This window comes from Asanoa sp. NPDC049475, assembly GCF_040676915.1.
Taxonomy (GTDB): domain Bacteria; phylum Actinomycetota; class Actinomycetes; order Mycobacteriales; family Micromonosporaceae; genus Asanoa.
Map to the genome: position 1 here is coordinate 204,863 of NZ_JBFAPY010000008.1, position 20,119 is coordinate 224,981.

The window sequence follows — 20,119 nt, forward strand, 5'->3', positions numbered from 1 at the left end:
GTTGGCGGCGCGGGCAATGATCGGGTGTGGCTGGTCTGGTCCCGAAAGGGTGTGGGCCTTGATCGGGTGTGGCCGGTCTGGTTATGGGACGGCGTGTCGACCAGATCTGGCGCACCCGATCAACGTTTCGGCCCTGGATCTTCCAGATAGCTCACACCCGATCACAGCCCGGCGCTTACGGGCCACGGCCCACGAGCCGTTGCCAACGGCCGGGCCACTGCCAACGGACACTGACGGGCCACGGGCGTATGGGCCACGTCCCGCTGCCCCCGGGCCACGGGCAACGGCCACGACTGACGGGCACTATGGGCTACGGCCACGGCCCACGGCCCACGCAGCCCACGGGCCGAGGCAGGCCTTCAACGCGGGGCCGTTAGGACTTACTCGCCAAGCTCCTCAGCCGACCGCGGGCTCCACGGTCAGCACGCCGGCGGTGGCGTCCACGGTGGCCAGTGCGCCCACCGGGACGCTGAGCTGTCCCGGGCCGTGGCCGATCGGCAGCCCGCCGAGCACCGGCACGCCGAGGTCGCCGAGCCGGTCCAGGAGCAGCGGCGCCAGGCCGGTGCCCCAGTCGTCCGAGCAGTCCGTGAACTGGCCGAGCGCGACACCGGCGAGGCCGTCGAGCGCTCCCGCCCGGCGCAGGTGGGTGAGCATCCGGTCGATCTTGTAGAGCGGCTCCTGCACCTCCTCGACCAGCAGGATGGCGCCGGTCAGGTCCGGCATGTCCGGCGTGCCGACGGAAGCGGTGATCAGGCACAGGTTGCCGCCGAGCAGGGGACCGGCGGCCAGGCCGGGCACGCGTACCCCCGCGGTGTCCTCGGTCGGCACGCTCGCGATCGTCACCGGGTCCGTGCTCATCAGCGCCGACCGCAGCGACTCGGCCGACCCGGCCGGCGTTCGCTCGTCATTCCAGGCCACCCCGGGCCCGTGCACGGAGGCCAGGCGCGCACCGCGCCACAGCGCGAACTGGAGCGCCGTGATGTCGGAGAAGCCGGCCACCACCTTGGGGTCGCGGCGGACGGCGGCCATGTCGAGCGCGTCGACCATCCGCTGCGCGCCGTAGCCGCCGCGGGTGCACAACACCCCCCGGATCGACGGGTCGGCGAACGCCTGGTTGACGTCGGCCGCCCGGGCCGCGTCGTCGCCGGCCAGATAACCCGTCCTGGCGTACGCGTGGGGTCCGAGCACCGCCCGCAGCCCCCACGACTCGAGCAGCGCCAGCCCGCGCTCCATCCGCTCGGGCCGGGTCGGGCCGGACGGTGAGACCAGCATCACGGCGTCGCCGGGACGCAGAGCGGGCGCCTTGATCGCGTGCACGACCCGACCCTAGCTCCCGATAAGGTCGACATCGTGGCTACCGCACTCGTGATCGAGAACGACCCGACCGACGACCTGCGCCGGCTCGGCGAGTGGTTCACGGAGGGCGGCCTGGAACAGCACGTGCTCCGCCCGTACGACGACGACCAGCTGCCCGACGACCTGAGCGGCTACGACGCGTTCGTGGTGATGGGCGGCGAGCAGAACGCGTACCCCGACGCCGACGGGGTCTGGGACGGCTGGTGGCTGCCCAAGGTCGAGGGCCTGCTGCGCAAGGCGGTCCGCACCAACCTGCCGACGCTGGGCATCTGCCTCGGCGCGCAGCTGCTGGCCACCGCGCACGCCGGCGCCGTCGAGCGCAGCGCCTCCGGCCCGGAGATCGGCCCGGCGCTGGTCGCCAAGCGCGACGCCGCCGAGAACGACCCGCTGTTCCGCTGGGTGCCGATCGCGCCCGACGTGCTCCAGTGGCACCAGGACGAGATCACCGAGCTGCCCCGGGGCGCGGTGCTGCTGGCCGCCTCGACGTACTACCCGAACCAGGCGTTCCGAATGGGGGAGCGGGCCTGGGGCCTCCAGTTCCACATCGAGTGCGACGCCGAGATGATCGCCTCCTGGGCGGCCGGCTCGACGGAGCTGAGAGAGCTCGGGCTGTCCGAGGAAGCGGTGGTCGGCGCCTGCGCGTCGGTGCTGCCCGACCTCGAGGACGTCTGGCAACCGTTCGCCATCCGGTTCGCGGCGCTCGCGGAGGGCGAGCTGGACCTGCCCCGGACGACGCTTCCGCTGCTCGGGCGGTGAGCCGTGGCCCGGCCGGCGAGTGAGCGGACCAACCGGCTGGCCCGGTTCGGCTTCGGCGATCGGGCGGGCGAGGTGCTCGGCCCGGGCGGGCTGGGGCTCTGGGACCCGACGGTCCAGGAGCCGGTGGGCGAGCCCGCGGCCGGCCTGATCGCGGCGTTGTCCCGGGCCGCCGACCCCGACCTGGCCCTGCGCCAGCTGCACCGGCTGACCGAGGCGCTGGACCGCGACGGCGGGCACCAGGAGCTGCTCGACGCGCTGCTCGTCGACAACGGCGTGCGGCGCCGGCTGGTCGCGGTGCTGGGCGCGTCGTCGGCGCTCGGCGACCACCTGGTGGCCAACCCCGGGCAGTGGACGGCGTTGCGGGACCAGAACGGCCGGGCGCCGCTTGCCTCCGGCGAGCTCGAGCCGGTCGAGGGGCCGAACCCGGTGGCCGCGTTGCGGCTCGCGTACCGCCTGGCGCTGTTGAAGATCGCCGCGGCGGACCTGACCGGTGGGCGCGGCCTGGAGCAGACGATGGCGGCGCTGTCGGCGCTGGCCGACGGGACACTGCGGGCGGCGTACGCGATAGCGGCGGCCGAGGTCGGCAGTGACCCCCGGCTGGGGGTGGTCGCGCTCGGCAAGTGCGGCGGCAACGAGCTCAACTACGTGTCCGACGTGGACGTCATCTTCGTCGCGGCGACCGACGACGACCTGCCCGCGGCCACCGGGATCGCGACCCGGCTGATCGAGGTCTGCGGTCTGGTCGCGTGGCCGGTCGACGCCGCGCTGCGTCCCGAGGGCAGCCGTGGCCCGCTGGTCCGCACGCTGGCCAGCCACCAGGCCTACTACCAGCGCTGGGCGCGCACCTGGGAGTTCCAGGCGCTGCTCAAGGCCCGCCCGGCGGCCGGCGACACCGCGCTGGCCCAGGAGTGGATCGACACGCTGGCACCGCTGGTGTGGCACGCGGCCGAGCGGCCGGAGGCGGTCGACGACGTGCGGGCGATGCGGCGGAAGATCGTCGAGAACGTGCCGGCCCGCGAGATGGAGCGCGAGATCAAGCGCGGGCCGGGCGGGCTGCGCGACATCGAGTTCGCCGTCCAGCTGCTCCAGCTCGTGCACGGCCGGGCCGACGAGACGTTGCGGGTCACCGGCACGATGCCGGCGCTGCGGGCGCTGGTCAGCGGCGGCTACGTGGGGCGGGCCGACGGCGAGACGCTGCTGCGCGGCTACCGGTTCCTGCGCACCGTCGAGCACCGCCTGCAGCTCCAGGCGTTGCGTCGCACGCACACCGTGCCGGCCGACCCCGCCGCGCTGCGGTGGCTGGCCGCCGCGCTGGGCTACACCGCCGAGCCGGGGCGCGACGCGGTCGAGACGTTCCGGGCCGCCTGGGTGGCGCACGCCAGCGAGGTGCGCCGGCTGCACGTGAAGCTGCTCTACCGCCCGCTGCTGGAGGCGGTCGCCCGGGTGCCGGCCGAGTCGCTGCGGCTGACCCCGGAGGCCGCCCGGCGCCAGCTCGAGGTGCTCGGCTTCGCCGACCCGACCGGCGCGCTGCGCCACCTGGAGGCGCTCACCGGCGGGGTCAGCCGCACAGCGGCGATCCAGCGCACCCTGCTGCCGGTGCTGCTCCAGGAGTTCGCCGACGCCGCCGAGCCGGACCGCGGCCTGCTGAGCTACCGGCAGGTCTCCGACGCGCTCGGCTCGACGCCCTGGTACCTGCGGTTGCTGCGGGACGAGGGTCCGGTCGCCACGCGGCTGGCCCGGGTGCTCGGGCTGTCCCGGTACGCCGCCGACCTGCTCGCCCGTGACCCGGAGGCGCTGCGGCTGCTGGCCGAGGACGCGGAGCTCACGCCCCGCCCCGCGGACGTCCTCCGCGACGGGTTCGGCGCCGCCGCGGACCGCCACGACGACCCGGTCGGGGCGATCCGCGCGGTGCGCGGGCTGCGCCGCCGCGAGCTGTTCCGGATCGCCTGCGCCGACGCGCTGAGCCACGGCTCGCTGGCGCCGTCTCCGGTGCTCGACATCCGCGGCGTCGGCACCGCACTGTCCGATGTGGCCGAAGCGACGCTGGGCGCGGCGCTGCGGGCGGCCGCTCGGGTCTATCCGTTGCCGCCTGGGCTGACCTTCGCCGTCATCGGGATGGGTCGGCTCGGCGGCCTGGAGCTCAACTTCTCGTCGGACGCCGACGTGCTGTTCGTGTACGACCAGCCAGCCGGCCTGCCGGACGACGCCGCCTCGGCCGCCGCGCACGCGGTCGCCGAGGAGCTGCGCCGGCTGCTCGGCATGCCGGCGCCCGACCCGCCGCTGGGCGTCGACGCCGACCTGCGCCCCGAGGGCCGACAGGGTCCGCTGGTGCGCAGCCTGGCCGCGTACGCGCAGTACTACTCGCGCTGGTCGAAGGTGTGGGAGGCGCAGGCGCTGCTGCGGGCGCGGCCGGTGGCCGGCGACGTCTCGCTCGGGGAGCGTTTCGTCGCGATGGCCGACCGGGTGCGTTACCCGGCCGCGGGGCTCACCCGCGAACAGCATGTCGAGATCCGGCGCATCAAGGCCCGGGTGGAGAACGAGCGGCTGCCGCGCGGCGCCGACCCGGCCACGCACGTCAAGCTCGGCCGGGGTGGGCTCGCCGACGTCGAGTGGGCGGCGCAGGTGCTCCAGCTCCGGCACGCGGGCGCGCACCCGTCGTTGCGGACCACCCGGACCGTCGACGCGATCGCCGCGGCCGAGGCGGCCGGGCTGCTCTCCGACGTGGACGCCGCCGCCCTGGCCGCGGGTTGGCAGCAGGCGGCCCGGGTACGCGACGCGCTGACGCTGGTCCGTGGCAAGCCGGGCGACCAGCTGCCCCGGCACGGCGTGGAGCTGGCCGGCGTGGTCCGGCTGCTCGGGCGCGACGACGCGGGCGAGTTCCTCGACGACTACCTACGCACCGCCCGGCGCGCGCGGACCGCATTGGAGCACGTTCTGGAGGGTTGATGGACCCCTTGCACGACGACGGCACCGAGGCGGCGTTGGGCGCCGTCTTCGACGCGGCCGGGCCGTACCTCTCCTCGTTGGTGGATCGGCCCGTGTACGCGGGTTCCGCGCGGGTGGAGGAGCTGGGCGGCGCCCTGCCCTCTGACGGCGCCGGAGCGGCCTCGGTCCTGGCTCAGCTGCTGTCCGTGGGCCTGGAGTCGGCCACCCACTCGGCCGGGCCGCGGTTCTTCCACTTCGTCACCGGCGGCGTGACGCCGGCCGCGCTGGCCGCCGACTGGACGGTGTCGCTGCTCGACCAGAACGCGTTCTCCCGGGCCGCGTCGGAGTTCGCGACATCGGTGGAGACCACGTCGCTGGACTGGTTGCGGTCGCTGTTCGGGCTGCCGCCGTCGTTCGGCGGTGCGCTCGTGGCCAGCGCGACGTTCGCGAACTTCACGGCGTTGGGCGCGGCGACCCACTGGTGGGCCTCCCGGCACGGGGTCGACGTGGCCGCGTCGGGTCTGCACGGGCTGCCGCGGATGCCGGTGTTCTCCGGCGGCTACGTCCATGCCAGCGCGCGCAAGGCGCTCCAGATGCTCGGCCACGGGCGGGAATCGGTCTCGGTGCACGGCGCGGGACGGGTCGATCCGTCCTCGTTGGACCGTGCGCTGGCCTCGTCCGGGCCGGCGGTGGTCATCGCCAACGCGGGCGAGGTGAACGCGGGCGACTTCGACCCGCTGGCCGAGGTGGCGGACGTGGTCGCGCGGCACGACGCCTGGCTCCACGTCGACGGGGCGTTCGGGCTGTTCGCCGCGTTGTCGCCGCGCACCGCGCACCTGGTCTCCGGCGTGGACCGGGCCGACTCGATCGCGTGCGACGGGCACAAGTGGCTCAACGTGCCGTACGAGAGCGGGTTCGCCTTCCTGCGCGAACCGGCCCGGCTGGGTGCGGCGTTCGGGATGCCGGGAGCCCCGTACCTGCCGGGCGCGGACTCACCGCGCGGCGGCTACGGCCTGCTGGGGCCGGAGTCGTCGCGACGGGCGCGGTCGGTGCCGATCTGGGCGACCCTGGCCGCGTACGGGCGGTCCGGCTACCGGGCGATGGTCGAGCGGCATCTGGATCTGGCGCAGGAGCTGGCCGGGCTGGTCGACGCGGCGCCCGAGCTGGAGCGGCTGGCCGACGTGCCGCTGTGCATCGTCTGCTTCCGGGTGCGTCCGCCCGGGGTGCCGCCGGCCGAGCTCGACGACCTGAACCGGCGGGTGGGCGAGGCGCTGCTGGAAGACGGGCGGGTGTTCGCGGGCACGACCGTCTACGAGGGCAAGGTGGCCCTCCGGCCGGCGATCGTCAACTGGCGCACGACCTCGCGGGACATCGAGCTGTTCGTCTCGGTGGTCAGGGAACTGGCGTCAGGTCTTTCCCGGTGACGGTAAGCGTGTTCTCACCGACCGACCGGTAGCCGCCGGCCGGGTCGACCTCGTACTGGGCCTGGTCGGGGTTCAACAACGACGCGGGCGAGTCCGGGTAGGTCTCCAGGAACAGCAGGTACGCGGTGCCTTCGTGGAAGGGAACCTGGCCGGGCTGCTCGTAGACCACGCCGTCGCTCTCGCCGCCGGTCTGCTGGACCTCGATGACGTCGCCGGTCTTCGCTGGTCCCTTGTGGACTCTCGTCACCGTGGCGTCGTAGACGGTGATGACGACGGCGGTGTCGTCCGTCTTCGGGCCGTCGATGGGATAGAGCTTGTCGAACCTCGGGTTGGCCGTGGTCACCTCGACGACGAGGGTGGCCTTCTCCAGCAGCGCGGCCACACTCTCGTAGTGGGGGTAGTCGCCTTGATAGGCGACCCGCTCGCCCGACGCGCGGCCACAACCGCCGACAGCGAGCAGCACCACGAGGGCGGCGGCGGCGGCGATCCTGCGCGAGGCCATGACAACTAGACGCGCTGGGGTGCGTCGTCGTTCCGTCCTTCGGCTTGTAGCGCGACCCACCGCGGACCTGGCAGCGCAGCGCAGCGGAGCGGTCCCCGGCGGGAGCGACGGTCGCGCCCCCCGGCGGACCCGGGACATCGGTCTTCATGCCTTTGTCAGCTCGGGTTCTGCCGTCACCGTGATCTCCTGTCGAAACCGACGGATGGCCGGCAGCATCAACAATGCCATTGCTGAGATCACCTGCCAGATGACGCCCACGGAGAGGACCGTGGTGATGCTGGTGGCCGTCGCGGCGGGTCCGGCGAGTGCGAGGCCGATCGGTCCCACCGAGAACGAGCCGAAGACCACATACGAGTTGACTCGGGACATGGCTTCCGGGGGTACGCGTTGGTGGATCGCGGTCATCCAGAGGGTGCCGAAGATGGCGCTGACGATGCCCGCGACCAGGGCACCGCCGCAGACGATCAGCAGTGGGGCTCGCGTCGCCAGGGTCGCGGAAGGGGCCGCCCAGAGGATGGTGGCCGCGGTGGCGACCAGCAGCGGGCGCTCGGGCTTCCAGCCCAGAACGACGACGCCGCCGAGGATGGCGCCGGCGCCGTAGGTGGCGGTGATCGCTGCCCAGGCACCGGCGCCGCCGTACCAGCGGTCGGTGGAAACCGGCCCGAGCACGAGGTAGGGCGCCCAGAGCAGGAGGTTGAACAACGTGAACTGGAGCGTGATGGTCCACAGCCAGGGCAGCGACGCGAACACCCGCCAGCCCTCACGCATCTCCCGCACCATCGAGGTGCGGCTGGCCGGGTCCGGGTCGGGGACACGGAGCCACAGCAGGGCCACGATGCTGGGCACGTAGGTGATCGCGTCGATCAGCAGCACGGTCGCCGGCGAGGTCAGCACCACCAGCACGCCGGCCAGCGCCGGGCCGGCCACGGTGGCCGTCGACCTGATCAAGCCGAGGAGGGTGTTGGCCTCGTGACGGCGGTCGGCGGGCACCAGCTGCGGGACGAGGCCGTCGAAGGACGGGCGGAAGATGGCTTCGCCCAGGCCGCCGAGCGCCGCCAGCGCCAGGAGCGGGCCGAGGCCGGGGCTGCCGACGAAGAACAGCACGGCGATCGCCGCCTGAGTCGCCGCGCACAGCGCGTCGGCGCAGACCATCACCAGGCGGCGTGGCAGGCGGTCGCCCAGCACGCCCGCGAGCGGCAGGACGGCGACCATCGGCACGATGCGCGCCGCCAGCACGTAGCTGAGGGTCGTGGGGGAACCACCGCTCCCGAGCACGGCGAACGCGAGCGCGACGCTGGACATCAGCGTCCCCAGCGTGGACGTGGCGTAGCCGGCGACGAAGATGCGGAAGTCGCGCAGTCGCAGCACCGCGAAGCGCGCACCGAGAGTCGGTGGCACGTGTCCTCCCCAGGACCCTTGAGTCGTTGCGACTCAGATCCTGAGGGAGGTGGTGATGGCGTGTCAACCGTTGGTTGAGTCTGGTCGGCTCAGGTCAGGGCCTTCCTCAGGTCCTCGGCGGCCTTGGCGATCGGTGGCGGGAGCTCGGTGTCGGTGGCCTGCGGCAGGTCGTCCATCACGCTCGTGGCCAGGGCGAACAGGGCTCCCGGGGGTGCGTCGGCGGCCATCGCGAGGGTGTCCCTGGTCAAGGCGGCTCGGGTGAATCGGGCGGGCCAGGCGTCGTCGGCCTCGACCCTGCGGAGCAAGGCCTTGGTGGCGGCGCGGAGAGTGGCGATGGCTGGGCCGTGGCTTACGTCAACGGATCGCTGACGCTGTCTGGTGATCCGAATGGGCGCGACCTCGCGGGTCTGGTCGCAGGTGAGCCGCAGGTGGCGCTGCTCGGCCGCCTGGCGGCTGGCCAGGCCCAGCGCCGCGGCGACCGTCGCCCAGCTCGCCCCGCCGGCCCGGGCCGACTCGATCAGTGCGCGTTCGGTGCTGTCGAGTCGTTCCCGGACGGCGCGCAGGAGGGGGAGCGCGTCGAGGGCGCGTCGCGGGTCGTCGTCCCGGGCCGCGGCGAGCAGCGCGCGCAGGTCGGCCTCGGCATCGGATTCCACGGTCGTGATGATGCGGGGCTCAGGTGCCTTTGTCAACGATGCGTTGACGCGCTGAGTACCTTACCCACCTCAGGCGGGGTCCCGGCGCGAGGTAAGGCAGGTAAGGAGGGCGGGATTAGGGCGGGCGCCGGGTGTGGCGGGGCTACCTGCGCGCGGATGGTCAACGTCAACACCACTGACGCCGAGGAGCTGGCAATGATCAACGACCCGTACCTGACACTGGAACTGCACCGCGCCCGCGTCGAGACGTTGACCGAGGACGCCCGCACGGGCCGCCTGGCCCGCGCCCTGCGCAGGCGGGCGTCCACGCGGCGGAGCCGGCCGTCCTGAGCGCACGAAATCTCGGCGGCGACATGTCGTACCCGCATGGCATTCTCGATGCCGTGACCACTCGCACGCGCAGCACCGCGTTCGTCGGCCGTGACGCCGAGATCGCGGCGCTGCGCGAGGCGCTCAAGCGGGTCCGCACCGACGAGCCGGCTATGGTGCTCGTCGGCGGCGAGGCCGGGGTGGGCAAGACCCGCCTGCTCGAAGAGTTCGCCAAGCACGCGGGCAGTGCGCGGTTCCTCACCGGCCAGTGCCTCGAGCTCGGCGAGGAGGGCCTGCCCTACGCGCCGTTCGCCGGCATCGTGCGCGAGCTCGTCCGCTCCGAGGGCGTCGCTGTCCTCGACGGTCACGAGGCCGAGTTCGCCCGCCTCCTGCCGGAGCTGGGCGCGGTCTCGCCCGAGCCCGACCGGGGCGTGCTGTTCGACCGGGTCTCGGCGCTGCTCGCCCGGCTGGCCGCCGACCGACCCCTGGTGGTGGTCCTCGAAGACCTGCACTGGGCCGACCGCTCGACCCGCGACCTGATCGACTTCCTGGTGCGCGCCGCCCGCACGGCCCGGGTCCTGCTGGTCTGCACCTACCGCACCGACGAGCTGCACCGCGGCCATCCGCTGCGTGGCTTCGTCGCCGAGCTCGACCGTGCCCGCGGCGTCGAGCGGCTCGACGTCGGCCGCCTCGACCGGGAGGGCACGGCCGAGATCCTGGCCAGCGTCTACGGTGCCGAGCCGGGGCAGCGCGCGATCGACAAGGTGCATCAGCGCGCCCAGGGCAACCCGTTCTTCGTCGAGGAGCTGGCGGCCTCGGGCGACCCGGCCGCCTGCGCCGACATCCCCGAGAGCCTGCGCGACCTGCTGCTGGCCCGGGTCGACCGGCTGCCCGAGTCGGCCCAGCCGGTGCTGCGCATCGCCGCCGCCGGCGGCAACCGGATCGGCCACGAGCTGCTCGCCACGGTCGCCGGCCTGCCGGAGGCCGCGCTCGACGCCGCCCTGCGCACGGCGGTCACGGCCCAGCTGCTGGTCGCCGACGCCGAGGGCGGCTACGAGTTCCGGCACGCGCTGGTCCGCGAGGCCGTCCACGACGACTTGCTGCCGGGCGAGCACGCGCGCCTGCACGCGCGCTACGCCGCCGCCATCGAGGCCGATCCGGCGTTGGTCGGCGCGGGGCGGGCACCGGCGGAGATCGCGCACCACTGGTACGCCGCCCACGACACTCCGCGCGCCCTGGTCACCTCGCACGCGGCAGCGGTCGCGGCGGGGGAGCGCTACGCGCACGCCGAGCAGGCCCGGCTGCTGGAGCGGGTGCTCGAGCTGTGGGAGCAGGTCCCCGACGCGGCCGAGCGGCTCGGCCTCGACCACCTGACGCTGCTCGAGGAGACGATGGTCGCCACCTACACGGCGGGCGACTTCAAGCGGGCGCTGAGCCTCAACCGGGCCGCGCTGCACACCATCGACCGCGGGTCCGAGCCGCTGCGGGCGGCCAGGCTGCTCACGCGGCGCGGCAAGCTGCTGGCCTCGTTGGGCAAGAGCGACGGCGTGGCCCAGATCCAGGAGGCGGTCGCCCTCGCGGAGACCGCACCCGACGACGCGGCGCGGGCGATGCTGCTGGCCGACAGCGCCTACCAGATCAGCCGGGTCGACCCTGACAAAGGTGCGCGGATCGCCATGCTGGCCCGGTCGACGGCCGAGTCCCTGGGCCACGAGGGCGCGGCGATCCACGCGACGCTGACGCTGGCCCGCGTGTGCGGCCGCACGGTGACCTCCGACGACAGCGTGGCCCTGCTGCGCGAGGCGGAGGCCAGAGCGCAGGCCCTGGGCGACCTGGAGGGCCTCGTCCACGCCCGCGTCAGCATCTCCGACGCGCTGTTCGAGATCGCCGACTACGCGGGCTCGGCCAAGGCGGCGGCGCTGGGCACGAAAGACGCGGGCAAGGTCGGCGTCGACCGCTCCAGCGGCGCGTTCCTGCGCTCCAACCACGCGGAGGCCCTGGTCGCGCTGGGCCGCTGGGACGAGGCCGACGCGATCTGCGCGGAGTCGGCGCGCTTCGACCCGCCAGGCCACCTGGGCCTGCACTGGCTCCAGCTACGCGCCGGCCTACGCCTGGCCCGAGGCGACGCCTCGGCACCGGAACTGGTCGGTCGCGCCCTCGCCTTCCTGGGGCGGCCCTACGTGAGCGCGCAGCACCGACTGCCGTTGGTGACCCTGAGAATCGAGGCGGCCCTGGCCGCGGGAGACCTGGCCGGAGCCGTCGACGCGGCACGGGGCGCGCTCGGCGTCTCCGGCGAAGGGCCACCTGCCGGCCTCGCGATGCCGGCCCCCAGACCCGGCGGTGGCGGTGGCGTCGCCGGGGCAGGCATGGCTTCGGGCAGTGCCTCGGGTGGCGAGGCTCCGGCCGGGATTGGCGACCTGCTCGCCAATCCCCGCTATGCCTGGCCGTTGCTGGCGGCCTCGGCGCGGGCGGCGGTCGCGGCCGGCGACGGCGTGCTCGGCGCCGGCATCCAAGGTCTGGCCGCGCGGGTCGACCGCCAGCACCCGGCCGAACGTGCCTACGCGGCGCAGATCGCCGCCTGCTTGGCCGACGCCGCTTCACCGCCGGGCGCACCCGCGGTGACAGGAGGCGGTGCGGCAGGGGTCCAGGCAGGCGATGTGCTGGAGCTGTGGGCTGCGGCCGTGGATGCGTGGCGGACCGATGGCCAGCCCTACGCGCTGGCTCGCACCTTGGTCAGCCAGGCCGAGGCGGCAGCCGCGGCCGGAGACCGCACCGCGGCCCGGGAGGCCCTCGAAGAGGCCGGTGCGATCGCCGCCGACCTCGACGCCCGTCCGTTGCGCGACGAGGTGGCCCGGCTGGCGCGGCGGGTCGGCCTGCGCGGCGCGGTCCGGGCCGGGCCGGACGTGCTGACCGCGCGCGAGCGCGACGTGCTCCGCCTGGTCGCAGCCGGGCACAGCAACAGCCGAATCGGCGCGGAGCTCTATCTGTCGCCGAAAACGGTCAGCGTGCACGTTTCACGCATCATCGCCAAGTTGGAGGTCACGAATCGGATCGAAGCGGCAGCAGTCGCCCACCGGCTGGGGCTGCTCGGGCCGGACCTGATTGCCGGCGGACAGACCACGGCATCCGGACACTAGACTGCGTCGCATGGCCAGGGCAGAAGAGAAGGTGTCGTTCGGCGGACGCCTTAAGCAGATCGGGATGGTTTTCTCGTTCACCGCTAAACAGGACAAGATGTTTGTCCCGTTGGCGGCCGGAGCGGTGCTCATCCCATTGCTGCTCGCCGCCCTCGCGGTGGTGCTCGGCTGGGGCATCATCTTCATCCCGCTGGGCATCCTGGTCGCCCTGCTCGCTCTGCTCATCGTCCTCAACCTGCGCTCCAACCGCGCCATGATGAACGCGGCCGAGGGGCAGCCCGGCGCCGCCGCTTCGATCATCGAGAACATGCGCGGTGACTGGCGGGTCCGCCCTGCGGTGAGCTCCACGACCGCGATGGACATGATCCACCTGGTGGTGGGCAAGCCCGGCGTCATCCTCCTCGCGGAGGGCAACCCGCAGCGCGTACGCAGCATGCTCGGTCAGGAGAAGCGCCGCCTCGCCAAGGTCATCGGCAACGCGCCGCTGCACGACTACGTGATCGGCAACGGCGAGGACGAGGTCCCGATCCGCAAGCTCCGGATGACCCTGACCCGGCTTCCGCGCGCGCTGAGCGGCAAGGACGTCAACTCCCTCGACAAGCGCCTCACGGCCCTGTCCGCCGCCCGGCCGCAGATGCCGAAGGGCGCGATCCCCAAGAACATGCGCCCGTCCAAGGGCGCCTTCCGCCAGACCCGCGGCCGCTGACCGACACCGGACCCCGCGCCCCCGCCGACACGACGGCGGAGCGCGGGGTTCCGCGTATCCGCGACCGGCGTCACATGGTCGGCGAGTCCACAGGTCGTACGCACTCGCGGGTATATGTTCAGGTTTGGCCGGTTCTATCACCGGTCAAACGGGCATTCCTGGCGGCTCGCGGGTGACGTAACACGGCAGAAACTTTTGCGACACGCTCGGGCAACGGCCTCGCCATACCGTCGCTGCCAGCCTTGCTGAAGAGACCGAACGAGCCAAGTAAGCGACGTGCCAGGAGGACGTGTTGTTCGCCAATCCCGAGGAACTCCTGCGATACCTCAAAGACGAGGACGTGAAGTTCGTCGACGTCCGGTTCTGCGACCTGCCCGGCGTGATGCAGCACTTCAACGCCCCGGTCGAGAGCATCGACGACGACATCTTCACCACCGGCCTCGCGTTCGACGGTTCGTCGATCCGTGGTTTCCAGCAGATCCACGAGTCCGACATGCTGCTGCTGCCGGACGTGGCTTCCGCGTTCATCGACCCGTTCCGGGCGCAGAAGACGCTCGCCCTCAACTTCTTCATCCACGACCCGTTCACCCGCGAGGCGTACTCGCGTGACCCGCGCAACGTGGCGAAGAAGGCCGAGGCCTACCTGGCGGCCAGCGGCATCGCCGACACCGCCTACTTCGGGCCCGAGGCCGAGTTCTACATCTTCGACTCGATCCGCCACGACACCAGCGCGAACCAGGCCTTCTACTACATCGACTCGGTCGAGGGCGCCTGGAACACGGGCCGCGAGGAAGAAGGCGGCAACCGCGGTTACAAGACCCCGTACAAGGGCGGCTACTTCCCGGTCCCGCCGGTCGACCACTACGCCGACCTGCGCGACTCGATCGTGCGCAACCTGGTCGACAGCGGGTTCACCGTCGAGCGCTCGCACCACGAGGTCGGCACCGCCGGCCAGGCCGAGATCAACTACAAGTTCTCGACCCTGCTGCACGCGGGCGACCAGCTCCAGCTGTTCAAGTACATCGTCAAGAACACCGCCTGGGCCGCCGGCAAGACCGCGACGTTCATGCCCAAGCCGCTGTTCGGTGACAACGGCTCCGGCATGCACACCCACCAGAGCCTCTGGCTCAACGGCGAGCCGCTGTTCTACGACGAGACCGGCTACGCCGGCCTGTCCGACACGGCCCGCTGGTACATCGGCGGTCTGCTGCACCACGCCCCGTCGCTGCTGGCGTTCACGAACCCGACGGTCAACTCGTACCGCCGTCTCGTGCCCGGCTTCGAGGCCCCGGTCAACCTGGTCTACTCGCAGCGCAACCGCTCGGCCTGCACCCGCATCCCGGTGACGGGCAGCAACGCCAAGGCCAAGCGCGTCGAGTTCCGCGTGCCGGACCCGTCGGCCAACGTCTACCTGGCCTTCTCGGCGATGCTGATGGCCGGCCTCGACGGCATCAAGAGCAAGATCGAGCCACCGGAGCCGATCGACAAGGACCTCTACGACCTGCCGCCGGAGGAGTACAACTCCGTCAAGCAGGTCCCGGGCTCCCTGCCGGAGGTCCTGGACTCGCTCGAGGCGGACCACGACTACCTGCTCGAAGGCGGCGTCTTCACGCCGGACCTGATCTCGACGTGGGTCGACTACAAGCGCGCGAACGAGGTGGACCCGGTCCGCCTGCGCCCGACCCCGCACGAGTTCGCCATGTACTACGACGTCTGATCAAACAAAGCGCTGACCTGGGGCTACGCATCGTCGAGACCCTCCGGGTACAGCATCGGTACAACTGGCGAGCCGTCGGCCAGCCCGCTTAGGGCACGGTCGACGGCTCGCCGCGCTTTGTCTGGCGCCGACGGCATCAGGTGCGTGTACGTGCGCAAGGTGAACCCGGGGTCACCGTGTCCGAGGTACTCAGCGAGCGTGCGGATGTCGACGCCGTCAGCGAGCAACACGCTCGCGTAGGTGTGGCGGAGAGCGTGGAATCCGTGCGCCCTCGCAGTTCGCAGATCAGCGCTTCCACCTCGGGCGAGGTCTGCCCCGGGAACGAGTTGGGGCGGCTGGACCGATCCGCCAAGCCGTCCAAGCCATCATCGGCATACCAGCGCAGCCATCGATGCACCGCCTGACGAGACACACCGAACCGCTCGGCTACCTCGATCACCGGCACCCCGGCTTCGACTTCCAACACGGCCCGGTACCGCTGTTCTGTCACGGTCAACTCCACCAACACTCGGCGGAGTGTCACGCACGTCCTGAGACCGATCTGTCACGGAGGTCCTGAGACCGGACAGCACCGGTAGCCGTAGCCGGTGAGAACTTTCTATACGTCTTCAAGGCGGCCCTCCGGGCCGCGCGTCGCTGTCCTGCCCGGCCGACTCCCGCCTTACGCCTCCGGCGACGGCGGGGCCGGCAGCAGACGCGTCGGCTCGTCGGACATGACAAAGCCCGACGCCGCCTAACTTGGCGACGCCGGGCAGCCCGGTTCGGACCACAGTCGTTTATGGCGGCATACTTCGCGCGTGGGTGACAACACATTGGCCGTACCGGCGTACGACGCCAATCGCGGCGTCGTCGCGCCCGCCGAGGGCGGGAACATCACCGTCGAACTTCGTGATGGCACGGTCGAGATCTTCGGCGACCCCGCCGGTCTTCGCGACCTTGCACGATGGTGCCTCGCGCTGTCTGACGGCAGCGCCCCGCCGGGCGCGCACATCCACCTGGACCCGGGCACTGTCCCGCTGACACTCGAATCCACGTCTCTGATGCTGGCTCGGGATCCGCGGACGAGCGCGCCGTCGACCCGGGCCTCCGGCGGGTAGGGCCTCCGGCCCTACGACCCGGAGATGGCCTCCGGCGGCCGGGGCTACTCGCCCCTGGACCCTCGGCGGCTCTGGGATGGCCGGCAGATCTGGTGCGCCCGCCGCACACCACAGGCAGCCAGATCGCGCCTCGGTGGCGAAGGTCGTTCGTCCAGTGGGGCCCTCCACCTTCACCACCGAGGCGCGATCCGGCCGGGCGAAGCCTGCGCGACGGGATGGCCCACCGACCCCCACAACCGCCACCAGCACGAAGGTCAAAAACCAGCAGACAGGCCGCTGTAAACGATCTCCGCCGGGCCGTCTGTGGGCCGTCCGGGCCGTCACCGGGCCGTCAAACGCCACCCGACATCGACCAACGTCGACCGGTACCGACGTTCGAACCAGCAGGTCAGGCAGGGTGAACAGGCCAGCTACCGGGAGTGCGACGGGCGAGTCAGCCTGTACGCCGGATACAGAAACGTCGACGTCGTCGGTTACCGTGCGGACGTGGACAGCCGGCTCACGGTTTGGGTAGTGGTCGCCGTCGCGTTGCTGACCCTCGCGGCACTGGCGCTGTGGGTCATGCACCGCCGAGCCTCCCGAGCCTCCCGAGCCCTCAGCCGAGATGAACTGCTGCGGCGAGCCAGACGTGCCACACGGCAGGTCGCGAGAGAGAACCGAAGCACGCGGCGAGGGAGCTTGCGCGGTAAGGGCGGCGGTGGCGATTACACGCATGCTCTTGACGCGAGCACTGTGGGTGACAGCGGCGGTACGCCCTAGGCGGACCCAAACGCACACCGCTGGAGGGAGAAATCTGGGAGACGATCTTCCTACCCGACGCCACGCCAGCCGTCTGAGGCCGACGACCACCCAGACCACGAGCAGCGCGTATAGGCAAGAGTCCATGTCGCGCAGGCGGATTGACCTAGTTGACACGGAAGGGGTCGCCGGTTCACGGCCAGCCGTGATCCACGGGCACAACGCCGGTACAAGTCGCGCTCGAAACCACCGGAAACTGATGACAATTGATGCGTAGCGTCTGCCCAGCTCAAGGGCCATTCCCGACAGAGCGAACCAGCTCCCGGCACCCGCGCCATTAGAACTACGACGTCTGATCCACGCAGCGACCGGCGAGCCGCCGACCAAGCCCCGGAGGGGGCGGTCGGCGGCTCGCCGCTTTCGCGCGCCGATCCGCTGTCGCCATTGGACCGACCGGCCACTACCGCCGATTTGTCGGGCTCTGCGACCGTGGGATCGTGACCGACAAACGCACCGACTGGCCGGCCCGGCTCGCCACCGTGCTGCTCGGTGGGGCCGGCGGCATGGCGGTCAACCTGCTCAGCGACGAGACGGGCTACCGCGGTCTCGCCGTCGCCCTGGCGACCGCGGGGTTGCTGACGGCCGCGGTGTGGCTGCGTGGGAGGCGGCGCGCGCCGATCGTCCGTTACAGCAGCCGCGGGCTGCTGACCGTGAGCCTGGTGTCGGTCGTGGTCTCCGCGATGAGCCCGGCTTCCGTCGTCCCGTACGCGGTTTTCGTGGCGGTGGCGTGCACCGCCGCGGTCCTGCTGATCACCAGCGACCGCACGTGGTGGCAGGTGCTCGGCGGGCTGGCGCCCGTCGGCGGTGGCGTGGCGTTGATCGGTGGCGGGGCGACGTTGGTCGTCGACGGACACCGGCTGGCCGGGATCGGGCTGATGGGGATCGGCGTCGGGTTGCTCGGGGTCGGCGTCGGCGTGGCGGCGGCTCGGGAAGGGTGGCTGGGCGTGGCCGGGATCGCCGTCGGGGTCCCGATGATCGGCATGGGGGTGGCCTTCCTCGTCGACGACTACGGCCTGCTCGGGATCGGCGCCCTCGGCGGCGGGCTGGCGTTGATCGGTGTCGGGCTGGCTGTCATCCTCCGCCGCGAGATGTTGCTGAGCGCCGCGTTCGTCGGGGCTGGCGTGGCGGTGGCCGGCGTGGGGGTGGCCGCCATCACCGCAGGGTTCGTGCTGCTCGGCATCGGAGGCATCGGCGTCGGCCTGTCGCTGAGCTGCGCGTGGGTGGCGTACTCCGCGGACCGGCCGTTGCTCCTGGGGTCGGCGTACATCGGACTGGGTGTGTCCGGGATCGCTGTCGGGGCCGCGTTCATCGCCGGCGGCCTGCTGCTGCTCGGGATCGGGACCATCGCGTTGGGCGCGTCGTCCATCGGCCTGGGCGCGGTGGACGTCACCGGCGATCCGCGGTGGGCGCGCGTCCGCACGAGGCTGGCGTCGGTGACGCGGGAGCCCGGCCGAGAGGAAAGCTGACAAATCACAACGCATCCCCGGGCGTACGCGGGAGACTGGTCTGGATTTTGGTGGCTGGACGGGGGAACCGCGATGCGCATGGTCATGACGATGCAGATGGACACCGAGGCGGCCAACGACGCCATCGCCGACGGCAGCATGGCCACGGTGATGGACTCCACGATGGACCGGTTCAACCCCGAGGCCGTCTACTTCACGACCCGCGACGGCCTGCGCACCATGTACATGTTCTTCGAGCTCGACGAGCCCGCCCGGATGATCGACGTCGCCGAGCCCTTCTTCGCCGGCCTCAAGGCCAGGATCGACTTCGCTCCCGCCATGACGGCCGACGACGTACGCCAAGGGCTGAGCAGGCTGTCGAAGCGCTGAGTCGCGCTGTACTGTGCCGCAGTGATCGAGACGAGTTTTCGTTGTGGTTCCTGTGCGCAGGACCACGCCGGGCCGCCGTTCTCCTACGGCTCGGACGCGCCCGCGGTCTGGAGCGACCAGTTCGCCGCCGACGACGACAGCGAGCTCGGCGACGAGCGGTGCGTCATCCGCGGCGAGCATTTCTTCGTGCGCGCCCGCATCCTGATCCCGGTCGTCGACGCGGACACCACCTTCGACTGGGGTGTGTGGACGACGCTCAGCGAGCCGAACTACCGGCGCATGACCGAGCTGTGGACCACGGAAGGCCGCGAGCGGGAGCCGCACTACTTCGGTTGGCTGTCGACGGACCTGCCCGGCTACGAACCCTCGACGCTCTGGCTCAAGACCCACGTGGTCACCCAGCCGGTCGGCGAGCGCCCGATCCTGCGGCTCGAGCCGACCGACCACCCGCTGGCCGTGGAGCAGCGCGAGGGAATCACCACCGCCCGGGTACGGGAGTTCGCCGAGCTGCTTCTGCACGTGTGAGCGAGGATGGGGAGCATGGCGGGTGCGGAGCGGTGGCTGCGACGGGCCGCCGAGGGTGGGGACGCTGACGCGATGGCCGCCGTCGGGCAGATCATGCAGGACCGGTGGGACCTGGCGGAGGCCGAGGAGTGGTACCAGCGGGCCGCCGACGCCGGGCACGCCGGCGCGATGGTCAACCTCGGCGTCCTGCTCACGATGCGCGGCGAGCTGGCCGAGGCCGAACGCTGGTACCGGCAGTCGGCCGAGACCGCCGACACCGACGCGATGATCAACCTGGCCGGGCTCCTGGCGGACCGCGACGACCGGGCCGGCGCCGAGCAGTGGCTGCACCGCGCGGCCGAGGCGGGCGAGACCGACGCGTTGGTCAACCTCGGCATCCTCGCCGGCACGGGCGGCGACGTCGACGAGGCCCGGCGGTGGTTCGGCCTGGCCGCCGACGCGGGCAACGCCAGCGGCATGTTCAACCTCGGCGTCCTGGCCGAGGAACGCCGCGACCTGGCGGCGGCGGAGGAGTGGTACGAACGCGCCGCCGCGGCCGGCAACCACCACGCGAAGGTCAACCTCGGCAGCCTGCGCGCGTCCCGCGACGACTGACTCTCGCGCACGCGGCACGCGGAGGTCTAACCTGCGACGATGGCGGACGAGTTCGCGCGGGCCCTGCTTCTGATGCGACGCCGTGACCCGCAGCTGGCCGAGGACGGTTTCCGGCGGCTGCGCGCCCTGGCGGCCGAGCACGTCGACCGGCTGATCGACGCGTTCCGGGCCGAGACCGACCACGACGTCCGCAGCCGGTTGTTGGAGCTCATCGCCGAGACCCGTGCACCGCGCGCGCTCGACCTGCTGGCCACGCGGGCCGGCGAAGAGAGCCATCCATAGCCGGTCCCGGGTCCGTCGTGGGCGCGACCGTCGCTCCCGCCGGAGACCGCTCCGCTGCGCTGCGCTGCCACGTCCGCGCCGGGTCGCGGTCACGGCACGAGCGGT

18 protein-coding genes and 1 pseudogene are annotated in these 20,119 nt (G+C 72.2%); 13 read left to right on the forward strand and 6 right to left on the reverse strand.

All coding sequences use genetic code 11. From position 1 onward, the window contains the following. Positions 1 to 396: 396 nt before the first annotated feature. Positions 397 to 1,272, reverse strand: coding sequence for an LD-carboxypeptidase (locus tag AB0J88_RS31215; protein ID WP_364349349.1), 876 nt, complete (start codon positions 1,270 to 1,272; stop codon positions 397 to 399). Between the two features lie 78 nt (positions 1,273 to 1,350). On the opposite strand from AB0J88_RS31215, the gene AB0J88_RS31220 reads away from it, so the two are divergent. The 3 genes from AB0J88_RS31220 to AB0J88_RS31230 are packed head-to-tail and all read left to right on the forward strand — an operon-like array spanning position 1,351 to position 6,461. After that, positions 1,351 to 2,112, forward strand: coding sequence for a type 1 glutamine amidotransferase (locus AB0J88_RS31220; RefSeq protein ID WP_364348159.1), 762 nt, complete (start codon positions 1,351 to 1,353; stop codon positions 2,110 to 2,112). A gap of 3 nt (positions 2,113 to 2,115) precedes the next feature. Next, a complete protein-coding gene (locus tag AB0J88_RS31225; RefSeq protein WP_364348162.1) occupies positions 2,116 to 5,058 on the forward strand; it encodes a bifunctional [glutamine synthetase] adenylyltransferase/[glutamine synthetase]-adenylyl-L-tyrosine phosphorylase in 2,943 nt (980 codons plus the stop codon). After that, positions 5,058 to 6,461, forward strand: a complete 1,404-nt coding sequence (locus tag AB0J88_RS31230; RefSeq protein WP_364348165.1) for a pyridoxal-dependent decarboxylase — start codon at positions 5,058 to 5,060, stop codon at positions 6,459 to 6,461. Before AB0J88_RS31225 ends, AB0J88_RS31230 begins: the two co-directional genes overlap by 1 nt. Here AB0J88_RS31230 and AB0J88_RS31235 read toward each other — a convergent pair. The 3 genes from AB0J88_RS31235 to AB0J88_RS31245 form a co-directional block, all read right to left on the reverse strand. Continuing rightward, positions 6,430 to 6,963 carry a hypothetical protein gene (locus AB0J88_RS31235; RefSeq protein WP_364348168.1) on the reverse strand — a complete coding sequence of 178 codons (534 nt, stop codon included), beginning with the start codon at positions 6,961 to 6,963 and terminating at the stop codon, positions 6,430 to 6,432. The two genes, AB0J88_RS31230 and AB0J88_RS31235, sit on opposite strands and share 32 nt — an antisense overlap. Before the next feature lie 144 nt (positions 6,964 to 7,107). Beyond that, positions 7,108 to 8,361 carry an MFS transporter gene (locus tag AB0J88_RS31240; protein WP_364348171.1) on the reverse strand — a complete coding sequence of 418 codons (1,254 nt, stop codon included), beginning with the start codon at positions 8,359 to 8,361 and terminating at the stop codon, positions 7,108 to 7,110. Between the two features lie 89 nt (positions 8,362 to 8,450). Continuing rightward, on the reverse strand, positions 8,451 to 9,014 hold the full coding sequence (locus tag AB0J88_RS31245; RefSeq protein ID WP_364348174.1) for a hypothetical protein: 564 nt from the start codon (positions 9,012 to 9,014) through the stop codon (positions 8,451 to 8,453). Positions 9,015 to 9,170: 156 nt separating this feature from the next. Between AB0J88_RS31245 and AB0J88_RS31250 the strand changes: the two genes are divergently transcribed. The 4 genes from AB0J88_RS31250 (at position 9,171) to glnA (ending at position 14,883) form a co-directional block, all read left to right on the forward strand. Continuing rightward, positions 9,171 to 9,344 carry a hypothetical protein gene (locus tag AB0J88_RS31250; RefSeq protein WP_364348177.1) on the forward strand — a complete coding sequence of 58 codons (174 nt, stop codon included), beginning with the start codon at positions 9,171 to 9,173 and terminating at the stop codon, positions 9,342 to 9,344. A 53-nt stretch (positions 9,345 to 9,397) separates the two neighbouring features. Next, positions 9,398 to 12,460: an AAA family ATPase gene (locus tag AB0J88_RS31255; RefSeq protein ID WP_364348180.1), complete on the forward strand. Its 3,063-nt coding sequence runs from the start codon at positions 9,398 to 9,400 to the stop codon at positions 12,458 to 12,460. A gap of 10 nt (positions 12,461 to 12,470) precedes the next feature. Further along, entirely contained in the window at positions 12,471 to 13,166 is a 696-nt protein-coding gene (locus tag AB0J88_RS31260; RefSeq protein WP_364348183.1) for a DUF4191 domain-containing protein, read from the forward strand. 292 nt (positions 13,167 to 13,458) lie between these two features. Next, positions 13,459 to 14,883: a type I glutamate--ammonia ligase gene (gene glnA / locus AB0J88_RS31265; protein WP_364348186.1), complete on the forward strand. Its 1,425-nt coding sequence runs from the start codon at positions 13,459 to 13,461 to the stop codon at positions 14,881 to 14,883. A gap of 23 nt (positions 14,884 to 14,906) precedes the next feature. Here glnA and AB0J88_RS31270 read toward each other — a convergent pair whose 3' ends face one another. Both AB0J88_RS31270 and AB0J88_RS31275 read right to left on the reverse strand, forming a co-directional pair. Then, positions 14,907 to 15,113, reverse strand: a complete 207-nt coding sequence (locus tag AB0J88_RS31270; RefSeq protein ID WP_364348189.1) for a hypothetical protein — start codon at positions 15,111 to 15,113, stop codon at positions 14,907 to 14,909. A gap of 35 nt (positions 15,114 to 15,148) precedes the next feature. Then, positions 15,149 to 15,391, reverse strand: a pseudogene (locus AB0J88_RS31275) (leucine zipper domain-containing protein); the annotation flags it as partial. A 289-nt stretch (positions 15,392 to 15,680) separates the two neighbouring features. On the opposite strand from AB0J88_RS31275, the gene AB0J88_RS31280 reads away from it, so the two are divergent. The 6 genes from AB0J88_RS31280 (at position 15,681) to AB0J88_RS31305 (ending at position 20,014) form a co-directional block, all read left to right on the forward strand. Further along, the gene (locus AB0J88_RS31280) at positions 15,681 to 15,980 is read left to right on the forward strand and encodes a hypothetical protein (RefSeq protein WP_364348192.1); all 300 of its coding nucleotides are present in this window, start codon (positions 15,681 to 15,683) and stop codon (positions 15,978 to 15,980) included. Between the two features lie 1,235 nt (positions 15,981 to 17,215). Continuing rightward, positions 17,216 to 18,244: a hypothetical protein gene (locus AB0J88_RS31285; protein ID WP_364348195.1), complete on the forward strand. Its 1,029-nt coding sequence runs from the start codon at positions 17,216 to 17,218 to the stop codon at positions 18,242 to 18,244. 72 nt (positions 18,245 to 18,316) lie between these two features. Next, a complete protein-coding gene (locus AB0J88_RS31290; RefSeq protein WP_364348198.1) occupies positions 18,317 to 18,613 on the forward strand; it encodes a DUF3303 family protein in 297 nt (98 codons plus the stop codon). Positions 18,614 to 18,634: 21 nt separating this feature from the next. Next, complete coding sequence (locus AB0J88_RS31295; protein ID WP_364348201.1) at positions 18,635 to 19,138, forward strand: DUF2199 domain-containing protein; 504 nt, start codon at positions 18,635 to 18,637, stop codon at positions 19,136 to 19,138. A gap of 15 nt (positions 19,139 to 19,153) precedes the next feature. After that, positions 19,154 to 19,732 carry a tetratricopeptide repeat protein gene (locus AB0J88_RS31300; protein ID WP_364348204.1) on the forward strand — a complete coding sequence of 193 codons (579 nt, stop codon included), beginning with the start codon at positions 19,154 to 19,156 and terminating at the stop codon, positions 19,730 to 19,732. 39 nt (positions 19,733 to 19,771) lie between these two features. After that, entirely contained in the window at positions 19,772 to 20,014 is a 243-nt protein-coding gene (locus tag AB0J88_RS31305; RefSeq protein ID WP_364348207.1) for a hypothetical protein, read from the forward strand. Positions 20,015 to 20,119: the final 105 nt, after the last annotated feature.